This is a genomic window from Pseudomonas sp. MWU12-2029, from assembly GCF_023242425.1.
Lineage (GTDB): Bacteria > Pseudomonadota > Gammaproteobacteria > Pseudomonadales > Pseudomonadaceae > Aquipseudomonas > Aquipseudomonas kribbensis.
The window spans coordinates 172,181-190,664 of the sequence record NZ_JALJDY010000008.1 but is presented as its reverse complement, the minus strand read 5'-3'; the positions used below and the strand labels follow the sequence as shown (position 1 = coordinate 190,664).

At 62.1% G+C, this 18,484-nt stretch carries 15 protein-coding genes; 6 read left to right on the top strand and 9 right to left on the bottom strand.

Annotated features, from left to right (window positions below):
- Positions 1-2 precede the first annotated feature (2 nt).
- Genes M5B44_RS20755 through M5B44_RS20745 form a run of 3 tightly spaced genes read left to right on the top strand, consistent with a single transcriptional unit; the run spans position 3 to position 2,777 of the window.
- Positions 3-878: a metal ABC transporter substrate-binding protein gene (locus tag M5B44_RS20755; RefSeq protein ID WP_248740348.1), complete on the top strand. Its 876-nt coding sequence runs from the start codon at positions 3-5 to the stop codon at positions 876-878.
- Entirely contained in the window at positions 875-1,435 is a 561-nt protein-coding gene (locus tag M5B44_RS20750; RefSeq protein WP_096817088.1) for a carbonate dehydratase, read from the top strand. Before M5B44_RS20755 ends, M5B44_RS20750 begins: the two co-directional genes overlap by 4 nt.
- Before the next feature lie 4 nt (positions 1,436-1,439).
- On the top strand, positions 1,440-2,777 hold the full coding sequence (locus M5B44_RS20745) for a dihydroorotase (protein WP_248740347.1): 1,338 nt from the start codon (positions 1,440-1,442) through the stop codon (positions 2,775-2,777).
- Between the two features lie 40 nt (positions 2,778-2,817).
- Here the strand turns inward: M5B44_RS20745 and M5B44_RS20740 are convergent, their stop codons facing one another.
- A complete protein-coding gene (locus M5B44_RS20740) occupies positions 2,818-3,336 on the bottom strand; it encodes a DUF3617 domain-containing protein (protein ID WP_085708773.1) in 519 nt (172 codons plus the stop codon).
- A gap of 146 nt (positions 3,337-3,482) precedes the next feature.
- Between M5B44_RS20740 and cls the strand changes: the two genes are divergently transcribed.
- Positions 3,483-4,922: a cardiolipin synthase gene (gene cls, locus M5B44_RS20735; protein WP_248740346.1), complete on the top strand. Its 1,440-nt coding sequence runs from the start codon at positions 3,483-3,485 to the stop codon at positions 4,920-4,922.
- Between the two features lies 1 nt (position 4,923).
- On the opposite strand, the gene cfaB is transcribed toward cls, so the two are convergent.
- The 5 genes from cfaB to hflK (M5B44_RS20710) form a co-directional block, all read right to left on the bottom strand.
- Positions 4,924-6,111, bottom strand: coding sequence for a C17 cyclopropane fatty acid synthase CfaB (cfaB, locus tag M5B44_RS20730; RefSeq protein WP_085708771.1), 1,188 nt, complete (start codon positions 6,109-6,111; stop codon positions 4,924-4,926).
- Positions 6,112-6,288: 177 nt separating this feature from the next.
- Positions 6,289-8,196 carry a heavy metal translocating P-type ATPase gene (locus M5B44_RS20725; protein ID WP_248740345.1) on the bottom strand — a complete coding sequence of 636 codons (1,908 nt, stop codon included), beginning with the start codon at positions 8,194-8,196 and terminating at the stop codon, positions 6,289-6,291.
- Complete coding sequence (hflK, locus tag M5B44_RS20720) at positions 8,193-9,251, bottom strand: protease modulator HflK (protein WP_248740344.1); 1,059 nt, start codon at positions 9,249-9,251, stop codon at positions 8,193-8,195. Before hflK (M5B44_RS20720) ends, M5B44_RS20725 begins: the two co-directional genes overlap by 4 nt.
- On the bottom strand, positions 9,248-10,291 hold the full coding sequence (hflC, locus tag M5B44_RS20715) for a protease modulator HflC (protein ID WP_248740343.1): 1,044 nt from the start codon (positions 10,289-10,291) through the stop codon (positions 9,248-9,250). The genes hflK (M5B44_RS20720) and hflC overlap by 4 nt, the downstream gene beginning before the upstream one ends.
- Positions 10,288-12,246 (bottom strand): protease modulator HflK, encoded by a 1,959-nt coding sequence (gene hflK / locus M5B44_RS20710; RefSeq protein ID WP_248740342.1) that lies wholly within the window; start codon positions 12,244-12,246, stop codon positions 10,288-10,290. Before hflK (M5B44_RS20710) ends, hflC begins: the two co-directional genes overlap by 4 nt.
- 194 nt (positions 12,247-12,440) lie before the next feature.
- Here hflK (M5B44_RS20710) and lpdA point away from each other — a divergent pair, with 194 nt between their 5' ends.
- A complete protein-coding gene (gene lpdA, locus M5B44_RS20705; RefSeq protein ID WP_248740341.1) occupies positions 12,441-13,841 on the top strand; it encodes a dihydrolipoyl dehydrogenase in 1,401 nt (466 codons plus the stop codon).
- Positions 13,842-13,878: 37 nt separating this feature from the next.
- Here the strand turns inward: lpdA and M5B44_RS20700 are convergent, their stop codons facing one another.
- On the bottom strand, positions 13,879-14,352 hold the full coding sequence (locus tag M5B44_RS20700; protein WP_007954205.1) for an Lrp/AsnC family transcriptional regulator: 474 nt from the start codon (positions 14,350-14,352) through the stop codon (positions 13,879-13,881).
- A 144-nt stretch (positions 14,353-14,496) separates the two neighbouring features.
- Here M5B44_RS20700 and M5B44_RS20695 point away from each other — a divergent pair, with 144 nt between their 5' ends.
- Positions 14,497-15,126, top strand: coding sequence for a LysE family translocator (locus M5B44_RS20695; protein WP_248740340.1), 630 nt, complete (start codon positions 14,497-14,499; stop codon positions 15,124-15,126).
- Here M5B44_RS20695 and M5B44_RS20690 read toward each other — a convergent pair.
- Both M5B44_RS20690 and M5B44_RS20685 read right to left on the bottom strand, forming a co-directional pair.
- On the bottom strand, positions 15,123-17,258 hold the full coding sequence (locus M5B44_RS20690) for a hypothetical protein (RefSeq protein WP_248740339.1): 2,136 nt from the start codon (positions 17,256-17,258) through the stop codon (positions 15,123-15,125). The two genes, M5B44_RS20695 and M5B44_RS20690, sit on opposite strands and share 4 nt — an antisense overlap.
- Positions 17,245-18,441 carry a DUF3142 domain-containing protein gene (locus M5B44_RS20685; RefSeq protein ID WP_248740338.1) on the bottom strand — a complete coding sequence of 399 codons (1,197 nt, stop codon included), beginning with the start codon at positions 18,439-18,441 and terminating at the stop codon, positions 17,245-17,247. The genes M5B44_RS20690 and M5B44_RS20685 overlap by 14 nt, the downstream gene beginning before the upstream one ends.
- Positions 18,442-18,484: the final 43 nt, after the last annotated feature.

The window sequence follows — 18,484 nt, the reverse complement described above, 5'->3', positions numbered from 1 at the left end:
CGATGCGCGCTCTACTTGTGTTGTTCAGCCTGATGCTGTCGATGTCATTGTCGGCGGCGGAGAAACTACCGGTGGTCACCAGTTTCAGCATCCTTGCCGACATGGTGCATCAGGTCGGCGGCGAGCATATCCAGATCACCAACATGGTCGGCCCGGACGCTGACGCCCACACTTACGAACCGACGCCGGACGATGCCAAGGCACTTCTGAAAGCGAAACTGATCGTCAAAAACGGGTTGGGCTTCGAACCCTGGCTGGATCGACTGGTGACCAGCACCGACACCAAAGCTACGGTGATCAGTGCCAGCCATGGCGTGATTCCCCGCTCTCTGGATGAAGACGGCGAAACCGTTCCCGACCCTCACGCCTGGCACAACCTGGCCAACACCGAGTTGTACGTCGCCAACATCACCAAGGCACTGATCACCGCCGACCCGGCGAACAAAGCCGACTACGAACGCAACAGCAAAGCCTACCTGAAACAGATCTACGCCCTCCTCGCCGAAGCCAAGGCCAAGCTCGGTTCGCTGCCGCCGGGCAATCGCAAGATCGTCACCAGCCACGATGCCTTCGGTTATCTCGGCCAAGCCTACGGGATCGACTTCATGGCGCCGCAAGGTCTGTCCACCGAACGTGAACCTTCCGCCGCCGAAGTCGCCGCGCTGATCACCCAGATCCGTCAGGCCAAGGTCAAAGCGGTGTTCATGGAAAACATCAAGGACGCACGCCTGCTTAAACAGATCGCCGATGAAAGCGGTGCGCACATTGGCGGCACGCTGTACTCCGATGCCCTCGCTGCTTCGGGTCCGGCCAGCACGTTCACCGGCCTGTTCGAATACAACCTCAACACCCTCTACGACGCCCTGAGCCAACCATGATCCGCAAAAATCCTTCCGGCGATCTGCCGCAAATTGCCGAGTCTGCCTACGTCGACAAAACCGCGATCATCTGCGGCAAAGTGGTGATCGGCGAAAACGTGTTTGTCGGTCCCTACGCGGTCATTCGCGCCGATGAAGTGGACGCCTCGGGCGAGATGGAGCCGATCACCATCGGTGCCAACTCGAACATCCAGGACGGCGTGGTGATCCACTCCAAGTCCGGCGCAGCGGTGACCATCGGCGAGTTCAGTTCCATCGCCCACCGTTCGATCGTGCATGGCCCCTGCAAAGTCGGCGACCGGGTGTTCATCGGCTTCAACAGCGTGCTGTTCAACTGCGTAGTGGGCAACGGTTGCGTGGTGCGGCACAACTCGGTGGTCGATGGCCGGGATCTGCCGGATGCGTTTTATGTGCCCTCCACCACCCGCATCGGTCCGAACACCGATCTGTCGCAATTCCCGCCGGTGAGCGTCAGCGCCTCGGAGTTTTCCGAAGACGTGGCGCGCACTAACGTCGATCTGGTGCGCGGCTACAAAGCCCTGCAGAACGAGTTCTGATCCCATGAACAGTGTGCTGATTCGCAATGCGCGCCTGGTTGATGACGGGCATGAGTTCTACGCCGATCTGCTGGTCAGCCACGGTCGCATCGTCAAGATCGGCCGCAGCATTGAAGGTGAAAGCGCCACGCTGGAAATCGACGCCAACGGCCAATGGCTGCTGCCGGGGATGATCGACGACCAGGTGCATTTCCGTGAACCGGGCTCGCCAACCAAAGGCAGCATCTACACCGAATCCCGCGCGGCGGTGGCCGGTGGCATCACCAGTTTCATGGACATGCCCAACACCAATCCAGCCACCCTCACCCTCGACGCGTTGGCCGACAAGAAGCGTCGGGCGGCGATCAATTCGGTGGCCAACTACGGCTTCCACTTCGGCGTCAGTAACGACAACCTGGACACCGTCGCGGCACTCAACCCGAGTGAGGTGGCCGGGGTCAAAGTGTTCATGGGCGCGTCGACCGGCAACATGCTGGTGGATGATCCTCGGACACTGGAGCGCTTGTTCGCCGAGGTGCCAACGATCCTGCTGGCCCATTGCGAACACACGCCGAGCATCGAGGCCAACACCGCCAGGTTGCGCGAGCAGTTCGGCGAGCATCTGCCGCCCGATGCTCATGCATTGATCCGCAATGCCGAGGCCTGCTATCGCTCCTCTTCGCTGGCGGTGGATCTCGCCAAACGCCATGGCACCCGCCTGCACGTGCTGCACCTGACCACGGCTCGAGAGCTGGAGCTGTTCGAGGACAAACCGCTGGCGCACAAACGCATCACGGCGGAGGTCTGTCTGCATCACCTGCTGTTCGATGATCGCGACTATCCGGACTTCGGCAACCAGATCAAATGCAACCCGGCGATCAAAAGCCAGGCTGATCGCGATGCCCTGCGCCTGGCCTTGTTGAGCAATCGACTGGATGTGATCGGCAGCGATCACGCCCCGCATACCTGGGCGGAGAAACAGCTGTCGTATGCCCAGGCACCGTCCGGTCTGCCGCTGGTACAACATGCGTTGCCGGCGTTGTTGGAACTGGTAGCGGATGGCGTGCTGCCGATCACCACGCTGGTGGCGAAGACCAGTCACCGGGTGGCAGACCTGTTTGCCATTCCGGATCGCGGTTATCTGAGGGAAGGTTATTGGGCGGATCTGGTATTGATTCAACCGGAGCCCGAGGGTGTCGCGGTATCACGCCAACCGATCCTGTCGCAGTGCGGATGGACGCCGTTTGCCCGTCGAAGCTTTCGCCATCGGGTGAGTACGACACTGGTGTCGGGACAGGTTGCGTGGCACAACAATCGGCTGCATGACGGGTGTCAGGGATTGCCGTTGCGCTTCATGCGCTAGAAAAAAACCGCCCCACAATGTTCTGGGGCGGTTTCGATTTTCAGGCTCTTGGTTTGACGGTGCCGCAATCCTGACCCAGCCACACGGCGCGGGTTTCCAGACTGCCCTTCTGGTTGATGCCGATGGCATTGAACGTACCGTTGGCGATGGTTGTGAATTCACGATCGCTGACGAACGTGGCCACACCGGTGCCCGAGGCTCGCGGGCAGCTGAAACGAAATTTCCACTGGTTGCCGTTGCGCTCGGTGATCTGCTGTTTGCAGCCCGACTGCGGGTCTGCCAGCGGGATATCGTTGGTCGCCACTTGCTGCGGTGTCAGGCAGGCACGAATGCCCTTGCCGCCAATGTTGATACCCTGCTTCTCCAGTTCCGCCCGCTGTTGCGGGGTGATCTGGCCCTGAATCTGGCCGAGGATCGATTGCACGTCCATGGCCTGATCATCGACCTTCACATTGCTCGATGTCATTTCCCACAACCCCGGCTGCAGCATTTGCGCCTGAGCCACCAACGGCAAGGCCAACCCCAGACCCAGCGCCAAACCCAGCAGACGAACGTTCATTGCAAAACTCCTGATCAGTAGTGGCCGTTAGACGCCGGCCGCTTGTTTCGGTTCATGGCCTGCTTTCATGGCTAAAAAGAAAATAGCGACAAGCGCAAAGGAACATGGTCTGTTAAGCATTGAATCTTCAGGAGCAAGGTTGCCCCATGGATTATTTTGGACCGCACATCTTCGGTTATCTGATCGCGCTGATACATAGCCTGGGCACAATTGCCGCCATCCATGCGGTGCTGACCGTCCGCACGGCGCAAGGCGCGATCGCCTGGGCGCTGTCGCTGATCTTCATTCCCTATCTCACCCTCATTCCCTATCTGGTGTTCGGTCGCAGCACCTTCGACGGTTACATCAAGGCCCGACGCCAGGCCAACGAACAAATGCGTCAGGCCGTTTCCGAACTGAACTGGCGCCCCTGGGTAGAAGAAGCCCTGACCGCTCGCGCCTCGAATGCCTACGATTCACTACGGGCAATGCCGAAGCTGGGACGCATGCCGTGCCTGGCGAACAACGAAGTGAAATTGCTGATCAACGGAACCGCCACATTCGAAGCGATTTTCCACGCAATCGACCAGGCACGGGAAGCCGTGCTGATTCAGTTTTTCATCATTCACGACGATCGCCTCGGCCAGCGCCTGCGCGAACTGCTGCTGAAGAAAGCCGCCGAAGGTGTCGCGATACATCTGCTGTACGACCGCATCGGCAGCCACGCCCTGCCCCACAGCTACGTACAGGCACTTCGCGATGGCGGGGTCGAGGTAAAGGCGTTCGCCACCCGCAGCGGCTGGCTCAATCGCTTCCAGGTGAATTTCCGCAACCACCGCAAGATTGTGGTGGTCGACGGGTTGATCGGTTTTGTTGGCGGGCACAACGTCGGCGACGAATACATGGGCGAAAAACCACCCCTGGCGCCATGGCGCGACACCCACGTGCAGGTGCGCGGGCCTGTGGTTGCGTGCATGCAGGAATCATTTGCCGAAGACTGGTTCTGGGCCGCCCGTACGCTGCCTCCGCTGATCCTGCCGGAGGTTTACCCGGAAGACGGCGTGCTCTGCCAACTGCTGGCCAGCGGTCCAGCGGATGCCTACGAGACCTGCTCACTATTCTTTGTCGAAGCCATCCATGCCGCCACCGAACGCGTATGGATCACCAGCCCCTACTTCATCCCCGACGAAGCGGTGTTCGCTGCGTTGCGCCTCGCGGTTCTGCGCGGTGTCGATGTGCGATTGCTGCTACCGTCGCGCCCCGATCACCGCATCGTTTACGCCGCATCGAGCCTTTACGCATTCGAAGCGGTGCGCGCCGGGGTGCGGGTATTCCGCTACGAACCGGGTTTCCTGCATCAGAAAGTGGTGTTGGTCGACAGCGAAATCAGCGCCATCGGCAGCGCCAATCTGGACAACCGTTCGTTCCGGCTGAATTTCGAAGTAATGTTGCTGACGGTCGACAGTGAATTCGCCGGCCACGTGGAACAGATGCTCAACGACGACTTCGACCAGGCCTACGAAATCGCCAAGGAAGAAGGCCGGGAGATCCACCGCCTGCAACAACTTGGCATGCGGATCGCCCGGCTGATTTCACCGATTCTCTAGCTCAAGGGTTGTAGATGTCGTCACGGGTCCACGGCAGTTCGTGGCTGCCATCGGCGTGGGCCTTCACCGCGAGAATCTGGTGCAGATTGATCCAGCCCCGGGCAAACGCGTAGGCGCAACCGGCCAGGTACAGACGCCAGATACGCAGGGCCTGATCCGGCACCAGTTTGCCGGCCGCTTCGAGGTTGTCCTCCAACCGTTCGCTCCAGTGGTCCAGCGTGCGCGCATAGTGCAGACGCAGGCTCTCGACATCGACGATCTCCAGACCGGCCTCGCTGATCTCGGCCGAGATCATCGCCAGGTGCGGCAGCTCGCCGTTCGGGAACACGTATTTTTCGATGAAGTCGCCGGCACCGCGTCCCACCGGACGGCCATCGGTGTGCTTGGCGGTGATGCCGTGGTTCATCACCAGACCGCCCTCTTTCACCGCGCCGAACAGGGTCTTGCAGTACTCGGCCAGGTTGGCGTGGCCAACGTGCTCGAACATCCCGACACTCACCACTTTGTCGAACCGACCGTCCTGCGGCAGATCACGGTAGTCGAGCAGTTGCAGTTCGACCTGGTCTTCCAGGCCTTCGGCCTTGACCCGCTCACGAGCCAGCGCCAGTTGTTCCTTGCTCAAGGTGATACCGAATACCTTTGCACCGAACTCACGGGCAGCGTAACGCGCCAGACCTCCCCAGCCGCAACCGACATCCAGCAGGTAATCGCCGGGCTGCAGACGCAGCTTGCGACACAGATGCCGGAACTTGGCCTGCTGGGCCTGCTCAAGGGTTTCGCTGCCGGTTTCGAAATAGGCGCAGGAATACGCCATGTCGCTGTCCAGCCACAGCTGGTAGAACGCGTTGGACAGGTCGTAGTGATAGGAAATGGCTTTGGCGTCGGTTTCCTTGTCGTGCACGGTTCGCACCGGCTGACTGTCTTCATCTTCATCGAGCAGCGCCGTGCTCAATTCGTCGCAAACCCGGATGACCTCGCTGATCGAGCCCTCGAGTTCGAGTTTGCCCTCGACGAACGCCGCCCCCAGCGCGTCGAGACTTGGATGGGTCAACTGGGACACCATCAACGGGTCCTTGACCACGATGGTGACGCTGGGCGTCGGGCCCAGATTGAATTCATGGCCGTCCCAGAGTCGCAGGCGAAGCGGAAGCTGCAGATTCTGTAAGGCCGGTGGAAGTTGCGCGAGCATGGAATATCCCCCTGGTTTCAGACGTCTGATCTGAGGGTAGACCATCCTTGAAAATTAGCAGGCTATCGATTCGATAGTCGCCACCTATCAGCCATATCGGCCGTAATGGCACCGATCTCCCTGCTTCAGTGCGCCTTCTCTGAAGACTTCAAGTCCGGCGCACAGTTCGAAAAATGATCAGTTCTGCTCGTTCAGCTTCAGCAACGGCTCCTGGAATCGCAACAAGCGACCGGCATTGCCCAACACCAACAATGTGCTGAGGTTGTGCAGGAGCGCAGCAATCATCGCCCCGGCCGCGCCAAGCCAGCCGAATGCGGCGAACACCACGATGGCCAGCGTCCAGCCCAGACCGATGATCACGTTCACTTGCAGCGTGCGCCGGCACTGACGGCTGAGGCGCACACAGGTGCCGAGGCGGCGCAGGTCGCTGCCGATCAGCACGATGTCGGCGGACGCCAGCGCAATGTCCGCTCCGCCCGCCCCCATCGCAACCCCAACCACACCCGCCTTGAGTGCCAGCGAATCGTTGATGCCGTCGCCGACCACCATCGGCCGGAAACCGTTGTCGATTTCCTTCAACACTCGATTGAGTTTGTCTTCGGGCAACGCCTGGGCTTCGACTTCCTGCAGACCGACATCCCGCGCGAGTGTTTGCGCCACACTCTGACGGTCGCCGGTCAGCAACAGTTGCCGACCAAGGCCCAACTCGCGCAGTTCGCTCAACGCGAATTTCGCTTCCGGTTTGACGCTGTCGGCCAGCAACAGCCAGGCGAGGAATTCACCGTTCAAGGCCAGGCCGGCAATCGGGCCGTCGTGTTCGGGAATCGTTGTGGTCGGGATCCCCAGCTGCGCAAACAGCTCCGGGCGACCCAGCGCGGCTTCGCCCTGCTCGGTTCTGGCCACCACACCCAGCCCCTGGCGTTCGTGAATGTCGGTCAGCACCAGCACGTTGTCCGCGTGAACCAGTCCGGCCAGTGCACGACTGACCGGGTGACTGCTGGCAGCACCGAGACTGGCAGCCAGCGCCATCACTGAATCGTGATCCGCCTGCGCGCTGTTGATCGACTGCAAACGCAATGTGCCGTAAGTGAGGGTCCCGGTCTTGTCCACCACCAGGGACGTGAGATCAGCCAACTCTTCAAGGAACGCCGAACTGCGGATCAGAATCCCGTGCCGCGCCGCAACCGCCACACCGGCAATCGCCGTGGCCGGTGCCGACAGCACCAGCGCACAAGGACAGGCAGCAACCAGCACCGCCAACATCGCCTGCGCATCGTTGGTGACAAACCAGGTTACCGCCGCGAGCAGCAACACCAGCACCATGTAGCTGCCGGCATAACGCTCCAGCAGCCGGGTGATCGGTGGTTTGGAACGCTCGGCGTTCTGCATCAGAGCGATGACCTTGCCCAGGGTCGATTCATCGCCGGTGCGAGTCACCTCGATACGCAGCAGGCCATCGAGGTTGATCGCCCCGCCGAACACGGTCATTCCGACGCCCGCCTCAACCGGTACCGACTCACCGGTGATCGACGCCGTGTCGAGACTGGCCTGGCCAGACAACACGCAACCATCCGCCGGCACCCGATCGCCGGCGCGGACTTCAACAGTGTCACCAGCCTTGAGCGTGCCGTTATCGACTTCGATGACTGTGCCGTCCGCCTGGATTTTCCGCGCATGGCTGCGAGTGAGCTGGCCCAGCGCGTGAATCGCTTCCTGCGAGCCGATCACGCTGCGTTCCTCCAGCACATGGCCGAAGATCATGATGATCGGCAACAGTGCGGCGGTCAGCAGATCGCCAGTGGCCCAGGCGCCGAGCATCGCCAATGCGATCAACTGGTCGGTAATGCCGTGCAGGCTCGGATAACGCAGGCTGAACCACGCCGAACGCATCACCGGCACCGCGACCAATAAAGAAGCAAAACCGAGCAGCAACTGACTGACCCCGGTTTGTTCCGGCATCAACCAGCGCCAGATCAGACCGAGCCCGAGCAGGCCGAGGGCGAGCATCGCCAGGGTCAATTGGCGCGCAGCGCGACGTTGCTCGGCCGAGGACAACAGGCTCGGTGCGGCAGTAGTGGCAGTCATTTACTGGCTCCCTGAATGATCAGGCGGGAATCGTCTTTCGGATCGACCGTGGTGACCGATCCGGCCTGGCCGAGAATCTTCGGTATCCGTTCGCGGTAGAGGCGCAGCAGCATTTGCGGGTCGGTGCCCTGCTGTCGGGCCTGAGCCAGACTCAGAACGGTGGCGGTATCGGCGGAGGCTTTCGCCAGGCGCTCACCGGCTTGGGCGTGGGCCACCTGCAACGTACGGTCGGCCAGTTCGTTGGCAGTCTGGGTGATTTTTTCAGCGTCGGTGCGGGCATTGGCCACGGTTTTGTCAGCCTGTTGGCTGGCCGTCAGTACAGCGTTGAACGCACCGACGGCCGGCTCTGGCAGACTCGATTGCACATCGACCCGCGCCACTTCGATACCGACGCCCTGCCCGTTCGCCTTCAATTCAGCCAAGCGACGATTGATGCCTTGCACCAGATCACCGCGCAAGCGTTCGCGTCGTTCAGCGGCTTGATTGTCGGCGCCGATCAGTTCCGGTCGCGCCACCAGAATGGTGTCCAGATCCCGCGCCGCTGTCAGGGCCACCGCACTGCGGGTCACCAGCCGATCCAGTGCCGGCAACACATGATCGCCTTGCAGCACAAAGTCATAAGGATCGGTGACCTTGTAGAACACCCGCACATCCAGCTGCACCACGCCGGCATCACCGGTGAGCAAATAGCCGGAACCGGCCAGTGCATCGCTGATTGGCGTGGCGAATGTCGCGACGCGATCTGCCTGTATTGCAGCGGGATTGCGCAGCAGGTTTTCCACGCGACGTTCAATGACCCGGTCTGCCGCCGGCAGCAGAACGACCTGTTCGAACGGCTGCGGCCAGGCCAACAACAACCCGGCATTCTGGATGCGATCCAGTGCGCCGAAATGCATGACCACCGCGCGATTCTGCGGATCGATCTGCCGCACATTGGAAAACGCCCAGGCCAGCGCCGCCAACACCGTCACCGCGTACAGGGCGAAAAATGCCAGACGCCCCGCCTGAATCCACGGACTGTTCAATGAATTTGTTCCACGTGGAACTTCACTCATGGCTGCGTTCCGCTCTTGCTGTCCATATTCGGCGGACCGTCCACCAGCACACGGAATGGTGCAGCGTCGGTGCGCAGGATCAACTTGGTGTCCGGCGTCACGATGGTGCCGAGGGTGTCCAGTGAGCGCAGCAGGTTATACAGCTGTGGCGATCCGGCATAAGCGCGGCCATAAATCTGCGCGGCTTCGACTCGCGACTGCGCTTCGATTTCCGCCGCTTTCACCGTCGCGTCAGCCTGCACAATTCGCGCATCACGCTCGGCGCCAGAACGAATCTGCGCCGCTTCACGCTTGCCGATGGCAGTGCGTTCGGTGGCGATGGTTTCACGCTCGGCGCGCATCCGGTCAACAGTTGCGGTGAGCGTCACCGACGGCAAGGTCAATCGCTCGATGCCCACTTGCACCACGCGCACACCGTAAGTGGCGAGCAATTGCTGATCGATCTGCTGACGCAACTGCGCTTCGAAATCGGCGATGTGCACCTGACTGGCATCGGTGTTCACCAGATTGGCCAGATCGAAACTGCTGGCGGTGGTCTCCAGTGCCGAGCCGACAAAGGTGCGAATCTGCCGCGCCGCTTCGTCCGGTTGGTTCTGCACCGCACGCATGAAACGCTGGACGTTGTCCGCGTCACCCTGCACCTGCCACGCGACATACGCCTGCACGATAATGCGCAAACCGTCGCGGGTGCCGACGTCCTGCAAACCACTCGATGAGGTGCGTAGGCGCAGATCCACCGGGATCGCCGCTTCGAACGGCGCCGGCCAGCGCCAGCTCAGTCCCGGATCCAGCAACACCCGGGACGGATTGCCGAAACGAGTGATGACCGTGGCTTCGCCGGAGCGCACCTGCACCAGACTTGCCGCGGCGATGGCAAACGCCACCAGCAACACGGCCCAGCCCATGCGGCGCCAAGGGAAAGGCCCCGCCTCTTCCGGCGCGCCATGATGATGGTGATGATGCCCGTGATGGTGGTGGCCGCCATGAGCATGGTCGTGACCGCTGTGGTCATGGTGATCGTGAGTATGCGACTGGCTCAATGGGTGGCTCCTGGTTGAACGGTGGTGCGCGCCGGCGACGGGTCAGCCGGCAGCGTGAACGTACGCAGGTCGATAGTCGGCGCGCTGTTGCTGCCGCCCAGACGATGGTCGAGCACCAACAGCTTGGCTTTACCCAGTCCCTGACTGAGCTGACTGAGGTATTGCTCCAGCACAAAGGCCTGGCCGGCGCTGGCGTAGGCTTTTTGCTCGGCGCTGAATTTCAGATCCGCCGCGCGGGCGGTCGAACTGGTTTCGTGGGCATTGGCGGTGGCTTGGTCGCGAGCGAGGCTGGCCTGCAACTGCGCCTGATTGCTCGCTTCAGCCGCCGCACCGCGTTCGCGAGAGATCAATGCCTGGGCGCCAATCTGCGCTGCCTGCACGCTGTGATAAGCATTGGCGGCACCGGCCGGGGGGTGAATCGCCTCCACCACAGTGGCGAGAATCTCTACACCGCTATCGAGTTTCTGCAGATCGCTTTGCACGGCTCGGCCGATCTCGTCAGCCAGCCCTACCCTGTCCTGCCCCAGCAAACCGTCGAGGGTGCGTGAGGCAAAATCGTGTACCAGAATCCGGCTCGCGGTGCTGCGGATCAGCGTCGGCACATCCGCGCTGTTGTAAGTCGCAGCCAACGCAGCCTGATCGCTGAGGCCGATGCGGTAGACGAAACGCACGTCCATGTTGACGATCTGGAAGCTCTGTTGCTCGCCACGGCTGCTGGCGATGACCTGGGATTTGTCGTTGACGTGGCTGGCATCCCACAGACGGTTGGCGGTAATCGGGGCCGGACCTTCTGCCGGATCCAGCTGAACCGGCGCCGGGTTCTCGCCGACGCTGGTCGCCAGTTCGTGCACCACGCCGTTCTCCACACTCAACACCCGGCCCAATGGCCATGGCAGACCGGCATGTAAACCGGGGCCGAACACCTGCACCGGTTTGCCGAAACGCTCGTAGATGCCACGGCTTTGCAGCGGGATTTCATGAATGCCGGTGAGCACCCAGCCAACTGCCGCCACCAGCACCAACACCGGCAGGAACGCACGGCGCATGTAGCTGAAGGCCCAGATCTGCCGCAGGTCGATACCGAAGCGGTTGTGCAATTCGTGCTGCAACGCGAGCAGCGGTTGTGGTGGCCAACGCAGCAGATCGGCGACGAAACTGCGGGCCAGTAGCACCGGTTCAAGTTGTTCGCGGCGCGGGCTGAACAACGACAGCACCGCACGCAGCAGCAACTCCGCCGCGACCAACCCCGGCAGGATGCCGATCAGCACCGCCAGTCGCACGGGCCAGACCGAATTCTCGCTGGCGAACAACAAGCACAACGCGCCCAGCACCAGGCTGATGATGGTCGCGCGCGTCAGTTGCGCCAGCGCACCGGCCTCGGGCCATTGCGCCGGGTTTTCCTGAGCCAGTTGCCGCTCCAGCACCAGCAGACCGAACGCCAGTAGCAGCGCAATCGCCGCGCAGACAGAAGCGGACAACCCCACGGCAGTCGGTTGCAGCGTGAGATTCCACACCTGCTCGATGCCAAGCAACGCCAGCAGCGCCAGACCGCCCAGCCATAATGTCGCTGCACCGATCTGCCCCAGTACATGCAGGCTGCGGCGGCTCAGCCGATCCAGCAGTCGCTCGTACCAGCCGTCCGGTCCGGGCGCTTCTTCCTCGACGGTAACCGGCACCACCGGGCTGATTACCCGCGCTCGCCAATCGGTCACCCACCACGCCGATTGCAACCCGGCGACCAACACCAGCAACGCTGCACTCAGATTGACCAACAGCGCCGGCCACAACGATTGCGACGCGAACAGGCCAACAAAAAACGCCAGCACCACACCGGCCACGGCCAACCCACCGAGACCGATGGCCAACCGGCGCAATCGGCGACCCTGGGCCGCCGCCTGCTGAAAGCGCGGCAAACCGGTCACTTGCGTGCCATCAACGTCCAGATCGACTTGCATAACCCCCCAAAACCCTTGGCTCACTGCTTAACTCGTTACGATATAACGAAAGCAGTGAAATATTTGTACTCATTTGCGCCATTCAAAGTCGCTCAACCTGTCGCGTTCCTGAAGCCTTGACCGAAATGTCCGGAAACGCACATATTACGTACGTAATTTTTAGCGATCCGCATTCTTCAGCCAGGAGTAAGCGCATGAGCAACTATGACGTAGTGATTCTGGGCGGTGGGCCCGGCGGTTATAACGCAGCGATCCGCGCCGGCCAGTTGGGCCTCAAGGCCGCGTGCGTGGAAGGCCGCGCCACACTGGGCGGCACCTGCCTCAACGTCGGTTGCATGCCGTCCAAGGCGTTGTTGCACGCGTCCGAACTGTACGATGCGGCAATGGGCGCGGAGTTTGCCAACCTCGGCATCGAGGTCAAACCGACACTCAACCTCGCGCAAATGATGAAGCAGAAGGACGAAAGCGTTGCCGGCCTGACCAAAGGCATCGAGTTCCTGTTCCGCAAGAACAAGGTTGACTGGATCAAGGGCTGGGGCCACATCGACGGTCCCGGAAAAGTCAGCGTGACCGGCGATCAGGGCAGCCGGATCGAACTGACCGCCACCGACATCATCATCGCCACCGGTTCCGAGCCCACTCCCCTGCCCGGCGTGGCGATCGACAACCAGCGCATTCTCGACTCCACCGGCGCGTTGTCCTTGAGCGAAGTGCCCAGACATCTGGTAGTAATCGGTGCCGGCGTGATCGGCCTCGAACTCGGCTCGGTCTGGCGGCGGCTCGGCGCGCAGGTGACGGTGGTGGAATACCTCGACCGCATCTGCCCGGGCGTGGACGGCGAGGCCGGCAAGACCCTGCAGCGCTCGCTGACCAAACAGGGCATCAGCTTCAAACTGAGTTCAAAAGTCACCAGCGCCACGTCCTCGGCCAACGGCGTGCAACTGAGCATCGAACCGGCAGCCGGCGGCACCGCCGAACTGCTGGAAGCCGATTACGTGCTGGTCGCCATCGGTCGTCGCCCCTACACCCAAGGTCTGGGGCTGGAAAACGTCGGCCTCAGCACCGACAAACGCGGCATGCTTGCCAACAAACACCATCGCACCGAAGCACCGGGCGTCTGGGTGATCGGCGATGTCACGTCCGGGCCGATGCTGGCGCACAAGGCTGAAGACGAAGCCATGGCCTGCATCGAGCAGATCGTCGGCAAGGCGGGCGAGGTCAACTACGACCTGATCCCGAACGTGATCTACACCAAACCGGAGCTGGCCAGCGTCGGCAAGACCGAGGAGCAGCTCAAGGCCGAAGGCCGGGCCTACAAGGTCGGCAAATTCCCGTTCACCGCCAACAGCCGGGCGAAGATCAATCACGAAACCGAAGGCTTTGCCAAAGTCCTCGCCGACGCGCACACCGACGAAGTCCTCGGCGTGCACCTGGTCGGCCCGAGCGTCAGTGAAATGATCGGCGAGTATTGCGTGGCCATGGAATTCAGCGCATCGGCCGAAGATATCGCCCTGACCTGCCACCCTCACCCGACCCGTTCCGAGGCCCTGCGTCAGGCGGCCATGAATGTCGAGGGCATGGCAACGCAAATGTAAGCACTTCGCGGATACTTCCCGCGTAATGCGGGAAGTATCAGGACGGTAGGTGCCCCAGGGGCAGCGCTCCTGGGGTCTTCACCGTGTGAATCGCGAAATTGCTGCGAATGTCGCTCACCCCCGGCAGCTTCAGCAGACAACCAGTGAGAAAGCGGTCGTAGGCGCGCAGATCCGGCACCACCACTTGCAGCAGAAAGTCCGATTCCCCGGACACCAGAAACGCCGAAATCACCTCCGGCAACGCCGTCACCGCCCGGTGAAACGCTTCGGCCTGTTCATCGTTGTGCCGTTCCACCTTGACCCCGACGAACACCGTCAGCCCCAGCCCGACTTCATCGCGATCCAGATTCGCCTGATACCCGCGAATTACCCCGGCCTCCTCCAGCATGCGCACCCGACGCAGGCACGGCGACGCGGACAACCCGATCTCGTCCGCCAGTTGCACATTGCTCAGGCGTCCGTCCCGTTGCAGCGCAGCGAGAATCTTGCGATCGAAGGCGTCGAGTTTCATGGTTGGCAGATCCTGATGGTGTAACCGAAAAAAGAAAGCAGATTATGCCAATCCCAACGGTTATAGAAGCGAACTACGCAAGCACCTGCCCTGCCTCTCAGTCATAGACTGGTTGCACCGAATCGATAACGAAAGGGGTGCGACATGGCGAGTCTCTGGCTGTTTTTCCTGGCTTTGGCGGTGGTCTATCTGCTGCCCGGCCCGGACATGATCCTGCTGCTGCAGACCGGTGCCCGCCAGGGTCGCGGCGCGGCACTTGCCACGGCAGTGGGTCTGGCGATTGCCCGAGGCTGTCATGTTGCGCTCGCGGCGTTGGGGCTGGCGGCGCTGTTCAAGGCTGCGCCGTCGACGTTCGATGCGGTGCGAATGGCCGGGGCAGCGTACTTGCTGTGGATCGGCATTCAATGCCTGCGCACCACGCTGCTGCCGGATCTGAACGCCGGCACCGTAACGGCGAGCCATGGCCAGTGGCGCGCAGCGATCCGCCGTGGCCTGCTGACCAACCTGCTCAACCCGAAAGCCTTGTTGTTCTGCTCGGTGCTGCTGCCACAGTTCATCGTGGCGGATGGCGCACCGGTGCTGACGCAGTTTGCGGCGCTCGGCGCGATGCTGGTGGCCGCAGGATTGCTGTTCGACAGCGCCTATGCCTTGCTCGGCACCGCGCTGGGCCGCTGGCTGAAACACAGCCCGACGGCCCAACGGGTACAGCAGTGGTTGTTCGGCAGCCTGTTGATCGGCTTTGCCGTGCGCCTGACGTTCGTGCAGCAGGCTTAGGTTTTACGGGCCTTGCGCTGACGGCGGCTGATCAGCAACAACGCAACGCCCGTGAACGCGACAATCGCACCGATCACCGGCCACTTGTAGGGCCGCAGAGTCGAACGCACCGAGTCGGTCACCTGGGTGACATAGCGCTTATCGGCATTTTCGAAGTCCGGATACGGGCACTGATGACCGAAGTCCACAGCCCATGGAACGTAAGGCCCTTCATCGACATAACGCTTGTATAACGCGCTTTGCTCTTCCAGGCTGCTGTTCCAGCCCGCCGCGGAGCACAACACAGCGGCAAACGCCTGACTGGTGTGCGGCAGATTATCCGCCGCACGACTGGCCAACGCCGTGGCAACGAAGCGGTAGTGATAGCGCTCATCCGGCTGCGCTTCGCTGGCCTTCTGGCGTTGCACTTCGGCCTCGCTCACCAGCGGCCCGACTTTCAGCTCGGGGGTTTCCAGGCTGTAGTTGCCGCCGAAGGTCGCGTAATCCGGGGCCATTTCGTAGCCCAGGATGTCCATGCCCCACTCGCGGGCCGTCCACGCGGCATTGAACAGCGCACTGGCACGCTTGGTCGGCCACCACGCGGAATCGGCTTTCAGGCGTTGCTGGCCGTAGAGCCGGGCCTTGTGTTGCAGATCGGGATTGTCGAAATAGCCAACCGCCTCTTCGTAGTGCCCCTCACGCAACAAGCGTCGACCCAGCAGATTGCGCAGGCTCGCGGCCACCGGCAGCGGCACGTAATTGTCGCGATCCTTCTGGCTCAGCGCGGGCGGCGCCGGGACCTTGGCATCGACATACTGTTTGAGCTCCTCAAGTGTCAGGACCCGCTCGGCCACGGTTGCAGCGTCGAACCAGTAAATGCTCTGGCTGCGATACAACTGATCGAACGCCTGCAGATACTCGCCACGTTGCAGCGCCAGAATCGCGCTTTCACCTTCGACCCGGCACTTGGGCTGCAGGGATTCAAGATTCCAGTCGGCGGTACGCCGCTCGCCCCAGGACTCGTCCTGCGGGAAGGCTTGGGCGGCTTTGGCATAAGCCGCTGCAGCGGCGTTTTTATCGCCGTCGCGCACCGCCAGTTTCGCCCGCAGCCACCACGCCAGGCCGCTGTCGCCGGCGTGCTCAAGGAACGCCTTGGCGCTGGCGTAATCGCCCTGTTGATAATTCATGGCCGCCAGACGATCCGCGTTATCGAGGCTGCCACGGGTGCTCTCTTGCAGCGCCTTGATCAGTTTTTTCTCGTTCGGCGGCTCATCACCGAACGACCAGCCGATCCGGCTGATCAGCGAGGCGGTGACCAATTGCTGCACCGCTTTGCCACGTAGCAACTTTTCCAGTCGATCCTCGGGTTCTTCGGCCAGATCGTTCATCAACAACTTCAACGAGGTGTAGCCGACGTTCGAGCCATGCAGGTTTTGCGTGGCATAGAGCTCGATGGCCTTGTCCCAACTGCCCGCCGTGCGCAGCGCTCGTGCTTCTTCGCCGAGGCTGGCCACGCCCAGCTCCAGCGGATCGCTGAAACCGTCGATGCTCAGTTGCCGCGTCTGGCGGAAGGCTTCGATGGCGTTTTCCAACGCCTCGAGCGCATCACCCGCTTCGCTGCTCATGGCGAAGAACGCCCGTCCCAGCGAATAAGCGGCCCAGGTGCTGCGCAGCGCGCGTTGATCGGCCGGCAGCGCCAGCAACTGGCGGAAATATTCGACGGCCAGTTGATGATCGCCAGCGCCGAACGCCACGGCGCCCGCCACATACAGACGCAGCTCCGCCGGCAGGCTCGCGCCCTGCTCCTCGACCTGACGCGCATCGGTGAGGCTGCGCAGTTGTTTGACCAGCGCCTGCTGCTCCGCACTCAGGCCCTGTTGCTCGGCCTTCTCGCGCAGTTCAGCGGGCTCCTTTGGTTCGCCATAGACGTCGTCCGGGTTGTAGGTGACCGCCGTAACGTTCTTCAGCCCGGGAATGGCTTTGCCGAGGCGACTGATCTCGAACCTGAAGTTGCCCTCCGGCAGTTCCGTCAGCGATTGCCCGCGATCGTCGAGCAGACGCATCGGGAAATCCGGGCCGCAGGCCAGCGCCGAGCCCAGCGGCAGGCTGAGGCTCAGGCAAAGCAGATGGCGGGGCCAGTTACGGGTCAACATGCGAACCTCCTTGATCAATATTTGCGCAACGTGCCCAACCGATCGCACGCCGCCCGCCCGCCGGCAATCGGCCGTCGCGCAAGCGGGTGAAGGTAAGCAGATCCGCAGTCTGTTGCAACGAGTAACCGGCCAGCGCATCGGCGCCTTCGCAGCCACTGACTTTGACCTGCAAGCGCGCAGGCCAGGGGCTATCAAGGTTACCGGCGTTGCCGAGCGTGATGTCGTAGAGGCCGTCCTGCGCCTTGAAGTTCACGTCGAGTCTGCTGGACAGTGCATCGCCTAGGGCCACCGCACGCAAAGTGGTCAGGCTCCAGGCACGGCGGTCATTGGTCAGCGGCAGGCGGAACCAGATCAGCCCGGCCAGGTGCGCCGGTCTATCCTCGCGCAGCTCTGTGGCGAGTCGGCTCAGTTGCTGCGGGTCGGCCAGCAATTCACGGCGTTCCCCGCTTCGCTCCAGCGTCACCTCACTTTCCACCACCGGCGCACCACCACTGTCCGGCAACAGCGCCACACCGTAGGCCGGCAGGGCCAGGTAGAACGGTTTATCGCTGACCCTCCCCCAGCGCTTCGCCCAGTTGCGCGCCTGCTCAGGGTCGAACAGACCGCGTCGCGGATCGCTGACCGCATGTACCTGCAGCACGCTGCTGTCGACCGTCGCCAACAGCGCCGGCAATTGCGGGCTGTCGAGCCAGGCCGGCAGCGCAGTGATGCTCAAGGGAAGTGATTGCGGCAAAGCCGTACGCAGATGAGTCAGGAAGTCAGCGTAGGCCGGCAGTCGCGCGTTACCGGCATCGTGGTCGATCTCGACCCCGGACAGCGTGAGTCCCTGGCTCTGCCAGCCATCGATGACCTGGAGTATCTGCGCCGTAACCTGCTCCTGATCCAGCGCCTTGAGCTGGCCATCGAGGCGAATCACCGCAATCAGCGGCCGGCCATCGCTCTTCAGCAACGGCGGATCGATCCGTGCACGGCTCCAGCCTGCTTGTGGGAAAGCCTGCAACGCCAGTACCCGAAGGGTCGAGAAATCCGCGCGGCTGCCCTTGAGCGCCGCCTCATGAGCCGGCGTCCACTGGCGTTGCCAGACGTACAGTTGTTGATCGAGAGGTACTGCGTCCTGACGCTCGCAGGCAGAAAGCAACAGGGCTGCCGCAAGCATTGCTGACAGCCCGAAGAGAAACCGCATGACATGCAAATCCATGGCAACACAAGGCTGCAAGGTTACACAA

Bases quoted from the DNA above. Each gene is read 5' to 3' on its own strand.
- cfaB (WP_085708771.1), bottom strand. From the start codon at position 6,111: ATGCTCGCGCAACTTCCACCGGCCTTACAGAATCTGCAGCTTCCGCTT.
- M5B44_RS20695 (WP_248740340.1), top strand. From the start codon at position 14,497: ATGGCGAGTCTCTGGCTGTTTTTCCTGGCTTTGGCGGTGGTCTATCTG.
- M5B44_RS20740 (WP_085708773.1), bottom strand. From the start codon at position 3,336: ATGAACGTTCGTCTGCTGGGTTTGGCGCTGGGTCTGGGGTTGGCCTTG.
- M5B44_RS20755 (WP_248740348.1), top strand. From the start codon at position 3: ATGCGCGCTCTACTTGTGTTGTTCAGCCTGATGCTGTCGATGTCATTG.
- hflK (WP_248740342.1), bottom strand. From the start codon at position 12,246: ATGCAAGTCGATCTGGACGTTGATGGCACGCAAGTGACCGGTTTGCCG.
- M5B44_RS20690 (WP_248740339.1), bottom strand. From the start codon at position 17,258: ATGTTGACCCGTAACTGGCCCCGCCATCTGCTTTGCCTGAGCCTCAGC.
- cls (WP_248740346.1), top strand. From the start codon at position 3,483: ATGGATTATTTTGGACCGCACATCTTCGGTTATCTGATCGCGCTGATA.
- M5B44_RS20725 (WP_248740345.1), bottom strand. From the start codon at position 8,196: ATGACTGCCACTACTGCCGCACCGAGCCTGTTGTCCTCGGCCGAGCAA.
- hflK (WP_248740344.1), bottom strand. From the start codon at position 9,251: ATGAGTGAAGTTCCACGTGGAACAAATTCATTGAACAGTCCGTGGATT.
- M5B44_RS20745 (WP_248740347.1), top strand. From the start codon at position 1,440: ATGAACAGTGTGCTGATTCGCAATGCGCGCCTGGTTGATGACGGGCAT.
- M5B44_RS20685 (WP_248740338.1), bottom strand. From the start codon at position 18,441: ATGCGGTTTCTCTTCGGGCTGTCAGCAATGCTTGCGGCAGCCCTGTTG.
- lpdA (WP_248740341.1), top strand. From the start codon at position 12,441: ATGAGCAACTATGACGTAGTGATTCTGGGCGGTGGGCCCGGCGGTTAT.
- M5B44_RS20750 (WP_096817088.1), top strand. From the start codon at position 875: ATGATCCGCAAAAATCCTTCCGGCGATCTGCCGCAAATTGCCGAGTCT.
- M5B44_RS20700 (WP_007954205.1), bottom strand. From the start codon at position 14,352: ATGAAACTCGACGCCTTCGATCGCAAGATTCTCGCTGCGCTGCAACGG.